This window comes from Mycolicibacterium sp. SMGY-1XX (assembly GCF_059132455.1).
Genome location: NZ_CP101139.1, coordinates 2,628,763 through 2,648,505 on the forward strand (window position 1 = coordinate 2,628,763; position 19,743 = coordinate 2,648,505).

At 67.3% G+C, this 19,743-nt stretch carries 15 protein-coding genes; 6 read left to right on the forward strand and 9 right to left on the reverse strand.

Annotation, left to right across the window (positions count from 1 at the left end):
• Positions 1-10 precede the first annotated feature (10 nt).
• Positions 11-772 (reverse strand): IclR family transcriptional regulator, encoded by a 762-nt coding sequence (locus NL241_RS12915; protein ID WP_487688900.1) that lies wholly within the window; start codon positions 770-772, stop codon positions 11-13.
• An 89-nt stretch (positions 773-861) separates the two neighbouring features.
• Here NL241_RS12915 and NL241_RS12920 point away from each other — a divergent pair, with 89 nt between their 5' ends.
• The gene (locus NL241_RS12920; RefSeq protein WP_494397744.1) at positions 862-2,121 is read left to right on the forward strand and encodes a DUF6986 family protein; all 1,260 of its coding nucleotides are present in this window, start codon (positions 862-864) and stop codon (positions 2,119-2,121) included.
• A gap of 345 nt (positions 2,122-2,466) precedes the next feature.
• Positions 2,467-4,428, forward strand: coding sequence for an HNH endonuclease signature motif containing protein (locus NL241_RS12925; protein WP_494397745.1), 1,962 nt, complete (start codon positions 2,467-2,469; stop codon positions 4,426-4,428).
• 58 nt (positions 4,429-4,486) lie between these two features.
• On the opposite strand, the gene NL241_RS12930 is transcribed toward NL241_RS12925, so the two are convergent.
• From NL241_RS12930 to pucL, 8 genes are all read right to left on the reverse strand, one after another.
• Positions 4,487-5,773 (reverse strand): guanine deaminase, encoded by a 1,287-nt coding sequence (locus NL241_RS12930; protein ID WP_494397746.1) that lies wholly within the window; start codon positions 5,771-5,773, stop codon positions 4,487-4,489.
• Positions 5,773-6,597 carry a xanthine dehydrogenase accessory protein XdhC gene (xdhC, locus tag NL241_RS12935; RefSeq protein WP_494397747.1) on the reverse strand — a complete coding sequence of 275 codons (825 nt, stop codon included), beginning with the start codon at positions 6,595-6,597 and terminating at the stop codon, positions 5,773-5,775. Before xdhC ends, NL241_RS12930 begins: the two co-directional genes overlap by 1 nt.
• 11 nt (positions 6,598-6,608) lie before the next feature.
• On the reverse strand, positions 6,609-8,996 hold the full coding sequence (gene xdhB / locus NL241_RS12940; RefSeq protein ID WP_494397748.1) for a xanthine dehydrogenase molybdopterin binding subunit: 2,388 nt from the start codon (positions 8,994-8,996) through the stop codon (positions 6,609-6,611).
• Complete coding sequence (locus tag NL241_RS12945) at positions 8,993-10,477, reverse strand: xanthine dehydrogenase small subunit (protein ID WP_494397749.1); 1,485 nt, start codon at positions 10,475-10,477, stop codon at positions 8,993-8,995. The genes xdhB and NL241_RS12945 overlap by 4 nt, the downstream gene beginning before the upstream one ends.
• 84 nt (positions 10,478-10,561) lie before the next feature.
• A complete protein-coding gene (gene uraH / locus NL241_RS12950) occupies positions 10,562-10,876 on the reverse strand; it encodes a hydroxyisourate hydrolase (RefSeq protein WP_494397750.1) in 315 nt (104 codons plus the stop codon).
• Positions 10,877-10,885: 9 nt separating this feature from the next.
• Entirely contained in the window at positions 10,886-11,386 is a 501-nt protein-coding gene (gene uraD / locus NL241_RS12955) for a 2-oxo-4-hydroxy-4-carboxy-5-ureidoimidazoline decarboxylase (protein WP_487688923.1), read from the reverse strand.
• Between the two features lie 11 nt (positions 11,387-11,397).
• Positions 11,398-13,332: a 2-oxo-4-hydroxy-4-carboxy-5-ureidoimidazoline decarboxylase gene (gene uraD / locus NL241_RS12960; RefSeq protein WP_494397751.1), complete on the reverse strand. Its 1,935-nt coding sequence runs from the start codon at positions 13,330-13,332 to the stop codon at positions 11,398-11,400.
• A 164-nt stretch (positions 13,333-13,496) separates the two neighbouring features.
• Positions 13,497-14,408 carry a factor-independent urate hydroxylase gene (gene pucL, locus NL241_RS12965; RefSeq protein WP_487688927.1) on the reverse strand — a complete coding sequence of 304 codons (912 nt, stop codon included), beginning with the start codon at positions 14,406-14,408 and terminating at the stop codon, positions 13,497-13,499.
• A 257-nt stretch (positions 14,409-14,665) separates the two neighbouring features.
• Here pucL and NL241_RS12970 point away from each other — a divergent pair, with 257 nt between their 5' ends.
• From NL241_RS12970 to NL241_RS12985, 4 genes are all read left to right on the forward strand, one after another.
• Entirely contained in the window at positions 14,666-15,478 is an 813-nt protein-coding gene (locus NL241_RS12970) for a hydroxypyruvate isomerase family protein (protein WP_494398301.1), read from the forward strand.
• Complete coding sequence (locus NL241_RS12975) at positions 15,471-16,355, forward strand: 2-hydroxy-3-oxopropionate reductase (RefSeq protein WP_487688932.1); 885 nt, start codon at positions 15,471-15,473, stop codon at positions 16,353-16,355. Before NL241_RS12970 ends, NL241_RS12975 begins: the two co-directional genes overlap by 8 nt.
• Positions 16,352-18,127 (forward strand): glyoxylate carboligase, encoded by a 1,776-nt coding sequence (gcl, locus tag NL241_RS12980; RefSeq protein WP_494397752.1) that lies wholly within the window; start codon positions 16,352-16,354, stop codon positions 18,125-18,127. Before NL241_RS12975 ends, gcl begins: the two co-directional genes overlap by 4 nt.
• Before the next feature lie 64 nt (positions 18,128-18,191).
• Positions 18,192-19,664, forward strand: a complete 1,473-nt coding sequence (locus NL241_RS12985) for an NCS1 family nucleobase:cation symporter-1 (RefSeq protein WP_487688937.1) — start codon at positions 18,192-18,194, stop codon at positions 19,662-19,664.
• Positions 19,665-19,743: the final 79 nt, after the last annotated feature.

Sequence of the window (19,743 nt, forward strand, 5' to 3'; positions counted from 1 at the left end):
TGAGCCCGCCTCAGCGCAGCTCGGCCGACAACGCCTTGCCCACTTCCGTCAGCAGCGGCACGGCGCGCTCGACGAGCTGGTCGGTGACGCGGCCTGCCGGCCCTGACACCGACAGCGCAAGGCGTGATGACGTGTCGGGGATGGCGACGGCGACACAGCGCACACCGGTCTCCTGTTCGCCCTCGTCGACGGCGTAACCGTGCTCGGCCGACCACCGAAGTTGTGTGGCGAACTGATCGGGATCGGTGATCGTGGTGTCGGTATGGCGCGGCATGCCTGACCGCCTCAGGATTTCGCGTACCTCGTCGAGCGGCATGTGAGCCATGATGGCCTTCCCGACGGCGGTGCAATGAGGTTCGACCCGGCGGCCCACTTCGGTGAACATCCGCATGGAATGCCGGGACTGCGCCTGTGCGACGTAGACGATCTCGTCGCCGTCGAGCATGGCGAGATTGGCCGATTCGCCCAACTCGTCGACGAGCCTCGCCAGATGCGGGCGCGCCCAGACACTGAGCATCTTCGACGAGGCGTCGCCCAGCCGGATGAGACGGGGGCCCAGTACATATTGCCGTGAGGATTCCTGGCGGATGTAGCCGAGATCGACCAACGTGCGCAGCAGTCGGTGGATGGTGGGCAGGGGAAGGCCGGACTGGTTGGCGAGCTGAGAGAGCGCAAGGGTGCCCCCGGCGTCAGCCAGCAATTCCAGAAGTGCAAAGGCGCGGCCGATCGACTGCACGGATCCCGTTCGGGCGCCTGCCTCGCTCGCTGCCATTGCGTGATCTCCCGTTAGTCGTGTTCTGGTTTCCGCTCTCGGAGATACTATCTCCACAATACGGAAACGGCGATGAAGCGGGGAAAGCGATGATTCAGGACTTCGACGCTCTCGCAGACGAACTCGACACCCGGCTGGCAAGTGCCGATGCCGCTCTCGCGGCGGCCTATCCCGGTGACCGCGGCCGTCGGCAACCCGTGCACACGGTGTACGTCCCGGCGGACCGCTACGACGCCCACACGGTGGGGGACTGGGCGCAGGCAGCCCGGCAGGCGTTGACCACCCATGGTGCATCGGCGACAGAACTGGCCCAGTCGCTCGGCCTGCAGCCTGACATCGCCGAACAGGTCCACGGGCGTATCCGCCACAAACTGGACACCGAGCCCATCGAGGACCTGCGGATCGACCTCGAGGACGGCTACGGCATCAGGCCCGACGAGGACGAGGATGCTGCCGCGACGGCCGCTGCCCATGCCTTGGCCGAGACCGTCAAGGCCGGAAAAGCCGCGCCGTTCCACGGGATTCGGATCAAGAGCTTCGAGGCGCCGACGCGTCGTCGCGGGGTGCGCACGCTGCAGCTGTTCATGCACACGCTGGTCGAGGCGGGCGGGCTGACCGCCGGCTTCGTCACCACGCTGCCCAAGGTCACCTCGGTCGAACAGGTCGAGGCGTTCGTGTACACGCTCGAGAGGGTGGAGCAGGCGTGCTCACTCGACCCCGGCACGTTGCGCTTCGAGATCCAAGTGGAGACCCCGCAGGCGATCCTGGGCCAGGACGGCACCGCGCTGATCGCCCGCATGGTGCACGCGGGGGGAGAACGCGTCACCGGACTGCACTACGGCACCTACGACTACTCGGCGTCACTCGGTGTCGCGGCCGGTTATCAGAGCCTGGAACATCCCGTCGCCGACCATGCCAAGGCGGTCATGCAGCTCGCGGCCGCGGGCACCGGCGTGTTCGTATCGGACGGTTCCACGAACGTGCTTCCCGTCGGCGATCGGGACGCGGTGCACGCCGCGTGGCGCCTGCACGTCCGGCTGGTCCGCCGTTCACTCGAGCAGGGGATCTACCAGGGCTGGGATATGCATCCCGGCCATCTGCCCAGCCGGTATCTCGCGACGTACTCCTTCTTCCGGGAGGGCCTGCCGAGCGCGGCCGGCCGGCTCCGCGCTTACGTACACGGCGGGCAGTCTGGCTTCCTCGACGAGCCGGCGACGGCGGCGGCCATGGCGGGGTATCTGCTGCGTGGGCTGGAGTGCGGCGCTGTCGATTCCGCGGAACTCGACACCCTGGCCGGCGTCGACCCCGACTCGCTGGCTGTTCTCGCGAAGCGGCGCCACGCCTCTTGACAGCGGCTATGCTCGCGCTCACGCTACGCCTATCGGAAACAAAGATCCGTAATACGGAAAAGTAGTGCTGGGTCGGTGGGCCCTGGGAGCAGCCGCCAAAATTCTGGTCGTCAACGTCAACACCACCGTCAGCATGACCGACGCCATTGCCGCGTCGGCCCGCTCGGTGGCCGTGCCGGGCACCGAGATCTTCGGCCTCACACCGACTTCCAACAGGCAGAACCGCGGTGCCTGTTGTAGTTCCTTGTGCCCGCGTCTGTGCGACAACGGTGTGACAGTAAAGATATTCTGCCGCTTGTCTTTTCGCGGGGGATTGTTGTCGGACCTGGTCGGTATGGGCGAGGCATGTTCCCTCCATTGCCGACGCTGATCGACGAATTGCGAGGTGGCCGTGATGCCGCCCCGCTCGTCGATGCCGCGGTGGGGTGGGCTCGGGTGGAAGCCGCTTCGGCAGCCCAGCGTTGTGCGGGGATGGCCGAGTGGGCCGCGGTGTTCCTCGCCGACGAGGACGACGACAGTGGTTTGTGTGCCGTCGATGCCGAAGACGACGTGGTAGCCCAAATGGGTGTGGCCTTCGGCATCTCCACCCGTCGGGCGTTCAGCGATCTGCAGGTCGGGGCGGCGATGCGGGAACGCTTCCCGAAACTGGCTGCGATGTTCCTGCGCGGCGAGATCTCGGCGCAGGTGATGGCCACCGTGGTGGAGCGCACCCTGCTGGTCGTCGACGACGATGTGCTGGCCCAGATCGACACCGCGTGTGTGGAGGCGGCGGCGCTGTGTGGGTGGAGCGGACTGTCGTACTACCGGTTGAAGAACGCCGTTGATGTGTGGGTGGAACGGTTCGACCCCGACGCGGTGCGGCGGGTCCGCAACACCGTGCGCGGGCGGGGAGTGTCGGTCGAGCACACCGATGACCAGGCCGGGATCACCACCATCAAGATGCGGCTGACCAGACCGGGCGGGGCACTGTTGATGGGGACCTTGCGCACCATGGCCAAGGCCGTCTGCGCCAATGATCCCCGGACGTTGGATCAGCGCATGGCCGATGCGGCTGAAGCCCTGCACATCGGCGCCCGCCGCCTGGCATGCCTGTGCGGGTCCCCGACCTGTGCTGCGGCCGCGGATGACGGGGTGGCCGCGAAGTTCGTGGTGCACATCTACGGCGACGCCGAGATGTTGCAGGGCGAACCCGATCCGTTGATCCACGGCGACGGCGTGTTTCCCACCGGCCCGGACAACGTCACCATCAAGTACCCCACCAAAGGCAAGAAGACCGAGCCTGCCGAGGAGCCCGTGGCCGAGGCCGGAACCGGAGACGAGCCCGCCCCCAACGCCGAACCGGCCCAGCCTGATACCGACCAGGAGCCGCGGTCCTCGTCCCCGCGGCACTGCGCCGCTCCTGCCGCCGAGGGCGGCGAGCCTGCACCCGCGAACGCCCCCGTCGCCGAGTCCAAGCCCGCCGAGACGGGGCCAGACGAGCCAGCTTCAGACCAGGAGTCGGCGTCGTCGACCCCGCGGCACTGCCCGGCCCCCACCACCCCGGACGCCCAGCCGGAGGACCCTGCCCGGGGTGAGACGGACGACGCCGAAGTCATGCCTCCCACAGCACCTTCCACAGTCGGTCGGGCACCGGGGTTCATCCCCGGTTACGGGGTGGTGCCCAATGCGCTCATCGCCGCGTTGATCGCCGCCGGCGCCGAGGTCCGCCACATCAAGCCACCCAGCGTGGAGCCGACCGAGAGCTACCGCCCCCGCGACGCCGACCGCGACTTCGTCCAAGCCCGCGACTTGACCTGCCGCATGCCAGGCTGCGACCGCCCCATCCACGACGCCGACCTGGACCACACCATCACCTGGGGCGTCGGCGGACCCACCCACCCCTCCAACCAGAAGGGATACTGCCGGCGCTGCCACCTACTGAAAACCTTCCGCGATGGCTGGTCGGAGATCCAAAAGCCCGACGGCACAATGCATATCATCACGCCCACCGGACATACCTACACCAGCATCCCATTGAGCCGCATCCTGTTCCCACGCGCCAACACCACCTCAGCACCCGTGCAGCGGGGCAGCCCAAGAAAACAACCGGCCGCCGACAAGTCGGTGAAGATGCCGAAAAGAAGACGCACCAAAGCCGAAGACCGCGCCTACCGCATCGCTGCAGAGCGCGCACTCAACGCCGCCTACCGCGCCAGCGGCGGCAGGCCTACCGCCAGCGCGGCCGCCCCCAAAGACGACTTTGGATACCGCCTCTTCTTCGGTCAGTACACCCAGAACGCCGACCCCAACGACCCACCACCCTTTTGACCAGATCCAGATCCGACAAAAACGGTCTGCGAAAGGCGGACCCGCGGAACACACTTGGCTAGCGCAACCGATCTCCACCGACCCACACCCCACCCACGTCCGATACCCCGGCGAGGGCGAACACCTTGGCCAGCGCGTCATCGGCGTCGGCGGCATGACGGAGAACAACGTCGAGGGTGCTGCCCGGCCGGGGGGCGACCCAGACCGCGTCGAACTGCTTGCCCACCGACAAATCGCCGATCTCGCCGTCGGACTCCAGCGCGGCGGCGCCGGCCGCGGTGGCCAGGTACAGCATGTGGGCCGCCGTCAGCGGCAGCCCGTCGGCTCCGAGAAGGGCCTGCATGAAATACGACTGCAGGCCTTCGCGTAACAGCGAGAAGCTGGTTCCCGCACCGACATCGGTACCCAACGCCACCCGCACGCCGTGCTCGATGTGTCTGCGTAACGGGAACAGCCCGCTGCCCAGCGCGCTGTTCGACGACGGGCAGTGCGCCACGCTCGCACCCGCAGACGCCAGCTGCCGTAGCTCTGCGTCGGTGGGATGCACGTTGTGCGCCAGCACGCTGCGCCGCCCGAGTAGCCCGTACCGGCCGTAAGTGTCGACGTACGAGCTGCATTCGGAGAACAGCCCGCGGACCGTGTCGACTTCGGCGGTGTTCTCGTTACAGTGCGAGGTGAACAAGGCGCCCTCGACATCACCCAGCAGCGCCGCGCAGGACTCCAGCATCGGTGCACTCGCCGACAGCGAGAACCGGGGTGTCACGGCGTAGCGCAACCGGTCTTTGCGGTGCCACCGGCCGGCCAGGGCCAGCCCGTCGGCATGCGCCTGCTCCGGCGTGCTCAGCAGCTCGTCGCGCAACAGCCGGTCGCTGACCACCAGACCGGAGCTGATCCGCAATCCGCTGCGCGCCGCCTGCTCGAACAGGCAGTCCACCGCGGACGGGAAGTGCGCGCCGAAGACCAGCGCCGTGGTGGTGCCCGCGGCGACCAGCCCGTTGATGAACTCACCGGCCACCTCGCTCGCGTAGCTGATATCGGCCATCCGCGCTTCCTCGGGTAGCGCACTGCGATCCAGCCAATCCAGCAACGGCATGCCCAACGCGCCGATGATCCGCACCTGGGGGAAGTGGACATGGGTGTCCACCAGACCCGGCAACACCACACCGCCGGTCAGGTCCACCAGGTCGGCGCCGGGGTACGCCGCCCGAATCTGTTGGTAAGGACCACGTTCGGTGATCACACCACCGTCGGTGACGGCGATCCCCGCGTCGGCTTCTGCACGCAGCGCTGCGCCGGTGAACGGTGACTCGGGGGTGTCCAGCACGGTCCCGCGGTAGATCTTCATCAAGTGGTCTCCGCCACCTGGGCGCGCCCGGAACTCTCACGTTGAAACGTCAGCAGCAGATCGGCGGCCACGCTCACCGCGATGGTCGCCGGCTCTTTGCCGGTGATGTCGGGAAGTCCGATGGGGGTGATGATGCGGGCCAGCGCAGACTCGTCGTGCCCCTCTTCGGTCAGCCGTTTGGCGAACCGGCGCCACTTCACCGACGACCCGATGAGCCCGATCGAACCCAGGTGGCCGCAGCGCAGCGCGGCATCGCACAGCGCGACGTCCTCGGCGTGGTCGTGGGTCATCAGCAGCACGTGGCACCCGGCGGGAAGTTCACCCAGGACCAACTCCGGCACCACCGCATGATGGGTGTGCACCCGAGCCTCGGCGTCGGAAGTCAGCGCCGCCAACCGTTCCGGTTCGGCGTGCTGGGCCCGCGAGTCGACCAGGTGCAGTTCGATGTCGTGCCGGGCCAGGATCCGGGCCAGCTCGCAGCCCACGTGCCCCATCCCGAAGATCGCCACCGCAGGCACCGTGGGCAGCGGTTCGAACAGCACCGTCACCTCACCGCCGCAGCATTGGACTCCGTGCACCGACCGCGCCTGTTCGGTGAGACCCCAGGTCCTGGTCTCGGGTTCCCGGCTCCCTGCGGCCAGCAGCTCGCGCGCGGCGAGCAGCGCCGACTGCTCCAAATTGCCGCCGCCGATGCTGCCCCAGCAATCATGTTGCGCCACAACCATCTTGGCTCCGGCTTCGCGGGGTGCGTGGCCGCGCACGGCCATCAGGGTCACCAGCACACCGGGACGACGCTGCTCGCGTAGCCGCGCCATGGCACTCATCCAGTGCATGGCTAGGCGCCTCCGGCCAGTTGGGCGGCGGGCGCCTCCTCCGGGCGCATCGGTGCGTCCTTCGAGCGGGCGCGCTCGATGGCCCAGAACACCCGTTCGGGCGTAGACGGGCAGCCGAGATCCACACAGTGACCCGTCGGGCCGAATGCCGCGACCGCTTCGCGCAGCGCCTCGCGGACGCTGAAGGCCAGCATCAGCGGCGGCTCGCCCACCGCTTTCGACCCGTACACCGCGCCGTCCTCGTGGGCTTTCTCCAGCAGCGTCACGTTGAACTCCTCGGGCATCTCCGAGAAGCTGGGCAGCTTGTAAGTGCTGGCCGCCTGGGTGGCCAATCGGCCGCGGGACGGCCCGTCACCGGTGTCCCAGCGCAGGTCCTCCAGGGTCAGCCAGCCGGCGCCCTGAACGAATCCGCCCTCCACCTGGCCGAGGTCGACAAGCGGAGACAGGCTGTCGCCGACGTCGTGCACGATGTCCACCCGGCGCAACCGGTAGGCGCCGGTGAACCCGTCCACCTCCACCTCGCTGGCGGCGACCCCATAGGCGAAGTACTTGAACGGCGAACCCTGCATCCGGGCGGCATCCCAGTACAACCCTGCGGTGCGGTAGAAACCCGCCGCCCACAGCTGAACACGTTGGTGATACGCCAAATTCACCAGCTCGGCGAAGTCCAGCTCACGGTCGGTGGCCGCCAGCCCGGTCACCTTGCCGTCGACGAACCGGACGTCGGCCGGGTGCACGTGGCCGAGCTCTTCGGCGGCCACCTCGGCCAGCCGGGCCTTGATCTGCTCGCACGCATTCTTCACCGCGCCGCCGTTGAGGTCGGCTCCCGAACTCGCCGCTGTGGCAGAGGTGTTGGGAACCTTGTCGGTTCGTGTGGGTGCCAGCCGGACAACCGACAGCGGCACTCCCAGCGCCGTGGCGGCCACCTGCAGCATCTTGGTGTGCAGGCCCTGGCCCATCTCGGTGCCGCCGTGGTTGATCAGCACCGAACCGTCCTTGTAGACGTGCACCAGCGCGCCGGCCTGATTGAACGCGGTCAGGTTGAACGAGATGCCGAACTTGACGGGGGTGACCGCGAGCCCGCGCTTGGTGTGCTCATGGGTGGCGTTGAACGCCTCGATCTCAACCAGGCGACGGTCCACATCCCCGCTTTCGATGACCTGGTTCCAGGCCCGCTCGATCCGTTCGGGATGGCGTACCTCCTGGCCGTAAGGAGTGGTCTGTCCCGCCGAATAGAAGTTGCGCCTGCGCAGTTCGCGGGCACTGATGCCCAACGCCGGCGCACACTGGCCGAGGATGTTCTCGATCACCAGCATGCCCTGCGGCCCGCCGAACCCGCGGAACGCGGTCTGCGAGGTCTTGTTGGTCTTCGCAATCCGCCCGTGCACCTCGATGTTCGGGATCCAGTAGGCGTTGTCGATATGACAGAGCGCGCGGCCCTGCACCGGCTCGGACAGGTCGAGGCTCCAGCCGCCGTCGGCGGTCAGCGTCGCCGTCAACGCCCCAATGGTGCCGTCCGCGGCGAACCCCACCTTCCACACCGCGTGGAACCCGTGCCGCTTGCCGGTGATGGTGATGTCCTGAGTCCGGTTGAATCGCACCCGCACCGGGCGGCCGGTGCGCACCGTGCCGAGTGCGGCGACGGCCGCATACCCGTGCGGCTGCATCTCTTTGCCGCCGAAACCCCCACCCATGCGCAGGCATTGCACCGTGACCTCGTGGTTGGGCTTGCCCAGCACGTGCGACACGATGTCCTGCGTCTCGGTCGGATGCTGCGTCGAGGACTGGATGAACAGCTGGCCGTTTTCGTCGATACTGGCCAGGGCCGCATTGGTCTCCAGGTAGAAGTGCTCCTGACCGGCGAACTCGAACTCGCCCTCGAAAACATGAGCACACGTGCCGAAAGCGGCTTCCGGTTCACCGCGGCGCAGCACGGGCCGCGCGCCCTGGAAACTGTCCGCGGCGATGGCCTCGGAGATCGTGATCAGCGACGGCAGCGGTTCGTAGTCGACGGCCACCTTGCCTGCGGCGATCCTGGCCTCTTCCAACGTGTCGGCCAGCACCCAGCACACCGGGTGGCCGTAATACATGACCTCACTGGGAAACAGCGGCTCGTCGTGCTTGACGCCGGCGTCGTTGACACCGGGCACGTCGGCGGCGGTGAGCACACAGGCGACCCCCGGCATGGCCAGCGCGGGCCCGGTGTCCATGGAACGCACCAGGGCGTGCGCGTGCGGGGCCTGCACCGGATAGGCGTGCAGCGCGCCGGGGTAGCGGCTCACCAGATCATCGGTGTACAGCGCGAGCCCGGTGACGTGGAGGTCGGCGCTCTCGTGCGGTATCTCGACGCCCACCACCGGGCGCGACGGGCGGGTGCTGAGCTCACTCATGACGTGGCCCCCTCGGGTACAGCGGATTCGGCATGGAACTTGAGCAGCGACTGTTCGAGCATCGCCGCGCGGAACGCGGCACTGGCCCGGTGGTCGTCGATCGGGGTGCCCTCGCGGCCCAGCACGGCGGCGGCGGCGCGCACGGTCTCCGCGGTCCAGGGGTGTCCCCGCAACGCCTCTTCGGTGGCGGTGGCCCGCAGCGGGGTGGCCGCCACCCCGCCGAGGCCGATGCTCACCCGTTCGACCACACCGCCGACGACCTGTAGCGCGAAGGCGATTGCCACGCTGGAGATGTCGTCGAACCTCCGCTTGGCGATCTTGTGGAACGCGGCCATCGGGGTGGGCGGCATCGGGATACGCACGGTCCGGATCAGTTCGCCGTCCTGCTTGACCGTCTGCCGGTAGCCGGTGAAGTAATCGGCCAGCGCCACCTCGCGGTCGCCGTCCGGCCCGGTCAGCACCAGCGTGGCCTCCAGCGCCAACAACCCCGGCGCTGCGTCCCCGATCGGGGAGGCGGTGCCGAGGTTGCCGCCGAGGGTGGCGCCGTTACGGATCAGTCGCGAGGCGAACTGCGGCCAGAGTTGGTCCAGCAGCGGGATCCGTCCGTCCAGCAGCCGCTCGGCCTCCGACAGGGTGAGCGCGGCGCCCACCTCGATATGAGAGGAACCGACGTCGAACGTGCGCAGTTCGGGCAGCCGGTCGACGGCCACCACCAGAGGGGCGCGGGTGCCGCGCAGGTTGACCTCGACGCCCCAGTCGGTGCACCCGGCGACCACGGTGGCGTCCGGCCGCTCCGCCAGCAGGGCGAGTGCGGTGGAAAGGTCAGCGGGCCGGACGAATTCGGCGTCGCCGACCCGCACCCGAGTGGCAGGTGCGGCGGGCGCGGGCGTCGCGCACCGCTGGGCGAAGGTGTCGGTGGCGGGCGGGCGGCCCAGCGCGTAGGCGGCATCCCGGATGGGCCGGTATCCCGTGCAGCGGCACAGGTTACCGCTCAACGCGTGCAGGTCGAACCCGTTGGGTCCGTGTTCGTGGTCGGCCGCGCGCTTGCCGTTGCCGCTCGGATCGACAGGGGCGCGATCGGGGCGGTAGTACTCGGCGGCCATCGAACAGATGAATCCAGGTGTGCAGTAACCACACTGGGACCCACCGCGCTGCGCCATCTCCCGCTGTACCGGGTGCAGCGCGCCGGGTTTGCCCAGCCCTTCGGCGGTGACCAGTTCCTGGCCGTCGAGTGAGAGCGCCGGCACCAGACAGGCGTTGAGCGCGGTCCAGCGGGTGTGGCCCTGATGACCAGAGCTCACGTCGGGCCGGGCCACCATGATGGAGCAGGCGCCGCACTCGCCCTCGGCGCAACCCTCCTTGGCGCCCGTGAACCCTTGATCGCGCAGCCAGTCCAGCGCCGTGACATACGGCGCGACATCGACGACACGGCGCCGTTCACCGTTGACGGAAACACTGGGTGACGTTGGGGTCCAGTTCATGACGCTGTTCCTTCCGTGCTGGCCACGGTACTCGCGCGAGCAAGCAGGGTGCAGTGCGCGCGAACCGCGGAGTGGGTGGTGCGCTCAGGTACCACGGTAGGTCCCGTAGCCGAAAGGGTTGAGCAGCAACGGAACATGGTAATGCTGATCCGGATCGGCGATGGTGAAAACCACGACGACCTCGGGATAGAAACAGTCCCGGCCGCCGTCGGCGAAGTAGCCGCCGGTGTGGAAGCGCAGCGTGTAGTCGCCCGCGCCGAGCCGCTCCGGACCGATGGAGCCGATACGCCCGTCGGCGTCGGTGACACCATCGCCGATCCGGGCGCCGTCCTGTTCGAGCTCCACCCGGACGCCCTTGGCCGCTCGTCCCACGCTGGTGTCGAGTACATGGGTGCTCACGGTTCCCACTCACACCACATCCTTCAGTCGGAGTAAGGCGATCTCGCGCAGCGCTGCGACGGTTTCGGCCCTTTCGGTGTCGTCGTCGTTGCCGAGCCGGCGGCGTAATTCGGCCAGGATCTCCGGGGAACTGCGGCCGGCGGCGCGGACCAGGAAGACCCGGTCGAAGCGCTGTTCGTAGGACCGGTTGCCCGCCGCCAACGCGGCCATGACGTCCACGTCGTCGCGATCCACCTGCGCCTGTTCCCGGACCGAGAAGTCGGCGGCATGCCCCGTACCGGCGCGCTCCCCGATGCGGGGGTGCCCGTTCAACGCGGCCGACAGGTCGTCGTCGGACAACTCGGCCGCCGACGCCGCGGCCTGGGCGGTCAACGCGGCGTAGTCCGCGTACGGTCGCCGGCCGGCCACCTCCTCCGCCCAGCGCGGTGCGTTCAGGCAGGTGAGAAGCCTTCGCCTGGCCTCTGATTCGGGGAGCGCGTTGAATCCGTCGACGGAGACGCCGCCGGTCATGCTGTGCCTTCCTAGTTCTCGACGTGCCGGGTGCGGGCCGAATGAATCGGGTTGGCCTCGGCCACCAGCTGGTCGAATCGGTAGGTGGCGATCTTCGCTATCTCGATCAACGCCGCGGCGTGTTCCTGGGTGGGTGAGTTGTTCAGTCGTTCCCAGCCGTGCCGCAGCAACTGCTCGATGTTGGCCTGGTCGCGCACCGCCATGATCAGCGTGAAGCCGAAGCGGTCGCGGTACGCCTGGGTCAGCGCCGCCAGCTCCTGGTGTTCCTGCTCGGCGAGCCGCGTGAGTCCGAGCACCGACTGATCGGACATCGAGTCCTCGCCTTCCTCGCCGGTGGCCACGGAGACGGCGCCCAGATCGGGATAGGCGCCGATGAGCTGATCCTGTTCCTCCGGCGTCGCCGCGAACAGCGCCTCCTGGAACGACCGGCGCAGGTCCTGGGTGTCGGTGAAGGGGCGCCGGGCGTAGGCCCGCTCGACCACCCAGTCCGGGCCCTGGAACAGCCCGGAGAAGGTGCGCCTGAACTGCTCCAAGGACATGTTGTTGACATCGGAGAGCCGCACCAGCCCCGCGCCGGGTGCGCCGGCGACGGCAGGGCCGCGGCTCGTGCCGATGTGGAAGAACACCAGGTTGAGCACGATGGCGGTGATGCTGCCGAGTGTGATTCCGCTGCCCAGGATGATCTGCGCCCACTCCGGCACTGCCTTGGCCACGTCGGGTTGGGCGGTCACGTACATGGCCAGGCCGACGCTGGTCGCCACGATCACCACGTTGCGGTGGTCGTGGAAGTCCACGCGGGACAGGGTCTGGAAGCCGACCACCGCCACCGTGGCGAACATGGCCAGGGCCGCGCCGCCGAGCACCGGGTGCGGGATGCCCGCCACGATCGCCGCCGCTTTCGGCAGCAACCCGAGGATGATCATGATGACGCCGGCCGTCGCCACCACATACCGGCTTTTTATCCTGGTCAGCCGGACCAGGCCGACGTTCTCGGCAAAGCAGGTGTACGGGAACGAGTTCAGGACACCGCCGAGTGTGGTGGCCAGACCGTCCGCGCGCAGCGCGCGGGCGATGTCCTCGCGCACGATCCGCTTCTCGACGATCTCACCGGTGGCGAACACGTCACCGGTGGTTTCCACAGCGGTGATCAGCATGACGACGATCATCGAAACAATGGCGGCCGCAGCGAATTTGGGCCAACCGAAGTAGAACGGCGTCGTCACCCCGAACCAGGACGAGGTGACCACCGCGTCGAAGTGCGCATCGCCGAGGAGCCAGGCCACCAAGGTGCCGACGACCAAGCCCACCAACACCGCGACGGTGGCCATGAAGCCCTTGAACACGCGCTGGATGAGCACGATCAGCGCCAGGGTGCCCATCGCGTAGGCCAGGTTCTTGCCGCTGGTCGGATCCAGCGTCGGACCCGCCCCGCCTGCCGCGTCGGCTGCCGCCACCGGCAACAGGGCGATACCGATGATGGTGATCACCGAGCCCGTCACCACCGGCGGGAAGAAACGGATCAGCCGGGAGAAGTACGGGGCGATCAGGAAGGTGAACAGCCCCGCCACGATCACCGCGCCGTAGATCACCAGCAGGCCGTCGGTGCCGCCTCCCGCGGCCAGCCCGATGGCGATCATGGGGGAGACCGCGGTGAACGTCACGCCCTGGAGTAGCGGCAGTCGCACACCGATCTTCCAGAACCCGACGGACTGGATGATCGACGCGATACCGCAGGTGAGCAGGTCCGCGTTGATCAGGTGAATCAGCTGTTCGGTGGTCAGCCCAATCGAGTTCGCCAGCAGGATCGGGACGATCACGGCGCCGGCGTAGAACGCCAGGACGTGCTGGAAGCCGTACACCGCAAGCTTTGGGATGGGCAGGATTTCGTCGACGGGGTGCCTGGCGGTCCGAGGCTTCTCGGCGGTGGCGGATCGTGATCTGGTCATTGGATGCCGTCCTTTCGGCTGAAGGCGGGATATCGGGTGACCGACGGTGGTTGAGCCGCTACCGCAATTGGACTCGCCCGTCGACGGCGAAGGTGGCGTTTCGTGTAAAACGGGCCGGCGGTCCGGCGCCCTGCACGCCTGCCGCGAGTGGCTTCATGGTTGCCTCAGCAGAATCCCGGAGTGTTCAACCAGGCATCGCCGGGGTCGGAGCCGCCTTCGCGCACCACAGAGGCTTCGATCAGGCCGTAAGGCCGGTCGGCGGCGATGAAGACCTCGTTGTTGTTCTCCACACCGAACGGCGACAGATCGACGACGAAGTGGTGCTTGTTGGGCGCGGAGAATCTGATCTCGGCCACCTCGGGGCGCGCCTCCAGCACCGCCTCACCCATCTGATACAGGGTCTGCTGCAACGCTTTTGAGTATCTGCCGGCGAACACCTCGAGCATCGTCCGCTTGATGTCGTCGTAGATCTTGTTCCAGTCGTCGACTTGGGTGTGCTCATAACGCCACCGCGCGGTCAACGCGGTGGCCATGATCCGGTCCTCGGTCTCCTGCAGGGTCGTGTACTTGTCTTTGAGGAAGCCCTTGAAGCCGGACCCCGTCGTCTTGAGGATGACGAGATCCTGCACACCGGAAACCACCCAGACCCGGCGCTCGCCGGCGCTGTCGTCGGTGGTGACAACGGTGGTGCGGAACTCGGGGCCACGCCGGATGAACGAGTGATCGTGCCCACCGGAGCCGTCCACCTCGATGCGCTCCCACGTGTACTCCTCGATGCCGATCCGCGACGCCGTTGCCTTGGGGGCTGCCTCCAGGAAGTGCGCGCCGAGCGCGAGCCCGAACTGTTCGGGGGAGGCGACACCCTTCTCCTTGGCGAAAGCGAAGGCGGTGTTCTTCTGCGTATCGGTGGGCAGCACGTCGCCCTGGTCGCCGCTGATATGGGCTGCAGTGAAGTCGCCGCGCAGCGACGTCGACACGTTCAGGTCGCGGATGTGATGTCTGTCGGTGTCGCGGTACACGCGCACGACTCGGTTCTCTGCCTTGCCGTATTGGTTCGGTCCGAGCGCGATACCCATTGCTGCTCCTTGCGACGTGTTGTTCGCACCACGGACGATCGCCGCTCAATGGGCCGCTTATTTTCCGTATAGCGAAAGTTAAATTCCGTTAATGCCGATTCGATGGTGACCTAACTCACATATCTTGTCAAGGGCGGCCGATCCGTCGACTCGATTTGACCGTCTTGGGGAGTCTTGACGTGACCTATGCCACAGGCGTACGCTCTGCTTCCGTAATACAGAAGCAAGATTCCGCATTACGGAAGAGTGGGGACATCATGAATCCACCGCTTCGTTTCGAGGTCAACTGCTCCATTCTGTTTACCGAGCTGCCTTTGCTGGAACGCGCCGCAGCCGCGCAGCAAGCCGGCTTCGAAGGCGTGGAGTTCTGGTGGCCGTTCGCCGAGGCCGTGCCCGCCGACAAGGACATCGACACGTTCATCGCCTCGGTACACGACGCCGGGGTGCAGCTGGTGGGCCTCAACTTCTTCGCCGGCGACATGCCCGCCGGTGACCGCGGTCTCGTGTCATGGCCGAGGCGCTGCGCAGAGTTCCGCGACAACATCGAGGTGACGATCGGTATCGGAGAGCGGTTGGGCTGCAAGGCTTTCAACGCGCTGTACGGCAACCGCATCGAGGGTGAGTCGCCGCAACACCAAGACCAGCTCGGCGCCGAGAATCTGGCGCTCGCGGCCAAGGGGGCTGCCCGAATCGGCGGCACCGTTCTGGTCGAGCCGGTCAGCGGGGCGCCGGCATACCCGCTCAAGACCGCCGCCGACGCGCTCGCGGTGATCGACCGGGCCGGCGAGCCGAACGTCGCTCTGCTGGCTGACCTTTACCACCTGGCGGTCAACGGCGACGACGTGGATGAGGTCATAGCCGCCCACACCGATCGAATCGCCCACGTACAGATTGCTGATGCCCCCGGGCGCAACGAGCCCGGCACCGGTTCACTGCCGTTGCTTCGACAGCTCACCGACCTCCGGGACGCGGGGTACGACGGCTGGGTGGCCCTTGAATACAAGCCATCTGGCGCTTCCGCCGACAGCTTCGGCTGGATGAAGAAACTGAGGAGCACACACGATGTCTGACATCGCCTTCATCGGACTCGGAATCATGGGCAGCCCCATGGCTGTTCACCTCGCCAAGGCCGGCCACCAGGTGACCGGCTACAACCGCTCGCCCGAGAAAGCCGCCCCGCTCGTCGACGCGGGTGGCCGCGCAGCGGAGTCGGTGGCCGACGCCGTGCGCGACGCCGATGTGGTCTGCCTGATGGTGCCGGACTCGCCGGACGTCTGCGATGTCCTCGCAGGGGACAATGGCGTGTTCGACAACGCGAAGGAGGGCACGCTCGTCATCGACTTCTCGAGCATCCGACCCGATGTCACCGCACAACTCGCCGAGCAGGCCACGGCCAGGGGCCTGCGGCTGGTCGACGCCCCCGTCTCCGGTGGCCAGGCGGGAGCGGTCAACGCGGCCCTGTCGATCATGGTGGGCGGCAGGGCCGAGGATGTCGAGGCGGCCAAACCCTACCTGGACGTGGTGGGCAAGACCGTCGTCCACGTCGGACCCAGTGGGGCGGGCCAAACGGTCAAGGCTGCCAACCAACTCATCGTCGCCGCGAACATCGAGGCGCTCGCCGAGGCGGTCGTGTTCCTCGAGGCGTACGGCGTGGACACCGCGGCGGCCCTCGAGGTGCTCGGCGGCGGCCTGGCCGGCTCGAAGGTGCTCGATCAGAAAAAGCAGAACATGCTCGAACGGTCCTTCGACCCGGGCTTCCGGATCGCGTTGCACCACAAAGATCTCGGCATCGTCACCGCGGCTGCGCGGGAAGCGGGCGTGGTCGTTCCGCTGGGCGCCGTCGTGGCCCAGCTGATGGCCAGCGCCCTCGCCAACGGCGACGGCGCACTCGACCACTCCGGACTGCTGCGCGGAGTCGAACGACTGAGCGGAAGGACTCGATCATGACCAAGATGCGTGCCGTCGACGCCGCAGTGCTGATCCTCGAAAAGGAGGGCGCCACCCAGGCTTTCGGGCTCCCCGGTGCGGCCATCAACCCGCTCTACAGTGCGATGCGGGCCCACGGCGGCATCAGGCACGTACTCGCCCGGCACGTCGAGGCCGCGTCCCACATGGCCGAGGGCTACACCAGGGCCAAGGCCGGCAATATCGGCCTGTGCATCGGGACGTCGGGCCCCGCGGGTACCGACATGATCACCGGGCTGTACTCCGCGTCGGCCGACTCGATCCCGATCCTGTGCATCACGGGACAGGCTCCGGTGGCCAAATTGCACAAGGAGGACTTCCAGGCGATCAACATCTCCGACATCGCCGGGCCGGTCACGAAATGGTCGGTCACGGTGATGGAGTCGGCGCAGGTTCCCGGGACCTTCCAGAAGGCGTTCCAGGTGATGCGGGAGGGCCGCCCCGGCCCGGTGCTGATCGACCTGCCGATGGATGTGCAACTCGGCGAGATCGACTTCGACATCGACAGTTACGAGCCGTTACCGGTGCCCAGGCCCGCAGCCACCCGTAAGCAGGCGGAGAAGGCGCTGGCCATGATGGCGACGGCGCAGCGGCCCCTCATCGTCGCCGGCGGCGGAGTGGTCAACGCCGACGGTGCCGACCTGCTGGTGGCCTTCGCCGAGATCACCGGGATTCCCGTTGTCCCCACTCTGATGGGGTGGGGCACCATCCCGGATGACCACCCGCTGATGGCGGGCATGGTGGGGCTGCAGACCTCGCATCGCTACGGCAACGCCACCATGCTCGAATCGGATTTTGTGCTCGGCATCGGCAACCGGTGGGCCAACCGGCACACCGGCGGCGTGGGCACTTACACACGCGGCCGCAGGTTCGTCCACGTCGACATCGAACCGACGCAGATCGGGCGCGTCTTCGCACCCGACTACGCGATTGTCTCGGACGCCAGGGCGGCGCTGGAAGTGCTGGTCGAGGTCGCCAAGGAGTGGTACGCCGAGGGCCGGTTGCCCGACCGCGGCGCGTGGGCGCAGTCCTGCCGCGAGCGTAGGCGAAACATGTTGCGCAGAACCAACTTCGAGAACGTTCCGATAAAGCCGCAGCGGGTGTATCAGGAGATGAACAAGGCTTTCGGACCCGACACCCGATACGTCAGCACCATCGGGTTGTCCCAAATCCAGGCCGCACAGCTGCTGCATGTGTACAAGCCGCGGCACTGGATCAACGCCGGGCAGGCCGGTCCGCTCGGGTGGACCGTGCCCGCCGCACTCGGGGTGGCCACGGCCGACCCGGAGGCCACCGTCGTCGCCTTGTCGGGTGATTACGACTTCCAGTTCCTGATCGAAGAACTCGCGGTCGGCGCCCAGTTCAACATCGGATACATCCACGTCGTGGTCAACAACTCCTACTTGGGCCTGATCCGGCAGTCGCAGCGCGGGTTCGACATGGAGTACTGCGTCCAGTTGTCCTTCGACAACGTCAACAGCCCCGAGCTGGGCGGGTACGGGGTCGACCACGTGAAGGTGGCCGAAGGGCTGGGCTGCAAGGCGATCCGGGTCACCGAACCCGAGAGTGTGTTGCCGGCGCTCGAGCGCGCCAAAGAACTCGTGAGAGAACATCGGCTGCCGGTGGTGGTCGAGGTGATCCTGGAACGAGTGACCAATGTGTCGATGGGCACCGAGATCGACAACGTCGTCGAATTCGAGGAACTGGCCCTCAAGGGCGAGGACGCTCCCACGGCGATCGCGTTGCTGGACTAGGCCCGAGACCGACGCACGAGGGGTGCGCCGGATCAGGCCGGGTGCGTACAGGGAGGTAGGAATCATGACCGACACCACCGTCAGTGGATCCCAAGCCGACGGGCCGAGTCCACGGCTGTACAACGACGATCTGGCGCCCGCCAGGGAGCGAAACTGGGGGACCTACAGCTTGTTTGCGATGTGGATGTCCGATGTACACAGCATCGGCGGCTACACGTTCGCCGCAGGCCTGTTCTTCACCGGGCTGGTCGGCTGGCAGGTCTTCCTCGCGCTGGTGCTCGGTATCACCGTGGTGTTCTTCCTGATGAATCTCACCGGTTTCGCCGGCCAGGCCACCGGGGTGCCCTATCCCGTGATCGCCCGGATCTCGTTCGGGGTGTTCGGTGCCAACCTCGCAGCACTGATCCGGGCGGTGATCGCGATCGCCTGGTACGGCATCCAGACCTGGCTGGCTTCCCAGGCGGTGGTGGTGCTGGCCATCGCGGCGTGGCCGGACGTCGCCCGCCATCGTGGTGCGGACTTTCTCGGACTCGACATGCTGGGCTGGGCAGCGTTCGCGGTGCTGTGGGTGCTGCAACTGTTCGTCATCCGCCGCGGGATGGAGACCGTGCGGCGGTTCCAGGACTGGGCGGGCCCGGCCATCTGGGTGGTGATGTTCGTACTCGCCGTGTGGATCGTCATCGAAGCCGGCTCGGACTTCTCACTGAACCTGACCGACGAGCAGAAGTCCGGCGGTGCCGCCGTGCAGGCCTTCTTCGTGGCATGCGCGCTCACCATCACCTACTTCTCGACGCTACTGCTCAATTTCTGCGACTTCTCCCGGTTCGCGCCGGACCGGCGCACCGTCCTGCGCGGCAATTTCTGGGGCCTGCCGGTCAATTTCATGGCCTTCGCGATCGTCACCGTCGCGGTCACCGCGGGCAGCATCGCGGTGTTCGGCGAAGCGATCACCGACCCGGTCGAGATCGTCGCGAGGATCGACAACGTCTGGGTCACCGTCATCGGCGCGATCACGTTCGTCGTCGCCACGATCGGGATCAACGTCGTCGCGAATTTCGTCTCGGCCTCCTACGACCTGGCCAACCTCGCGCCCAAACACATCGACTTCCGGCGGGGTGGCTTGATCAGTGCGGTCGCGGCGGTGGTGATCACGCCGTGGCACCTCTACAGCAGCCCCGCGGCCATCTTCTACTTCCTCGGCGGTCTGGGCGCGTTGCTCGGACCGATCTTCGGGGTGATCTTCACCGACTATTACCTGCTGCGGCGACAACGGGTTTCGATCGAGGAGCTGTATCTGGACGACCCGCGCAGCCGTTACTACTACAAGCGCGGCTGGAACCCCCGGGCGTTGATCGCCGGCACCGTCGCGGCATCGTTCTCGTTGTTCGTCGCGCTGTACAAGCCGTGGGAGGCGTGGTCGGCGTTCTCCTGGTTCGTCGGCGTGATCATCGCCGCGGTGCTCTACTACGCGATCTCCGTGCGCGACTTCAGGCAGCCGGAGCTGGACACCACTCGACCCCGGGAGGCACAAGCATGACCGACCGTGATCCAAACACGATCACCCCCTCCGGTCGCCCGCTGGCGGGGCAGGTGCGGAGCGCCCGTTGCCAGGCAGG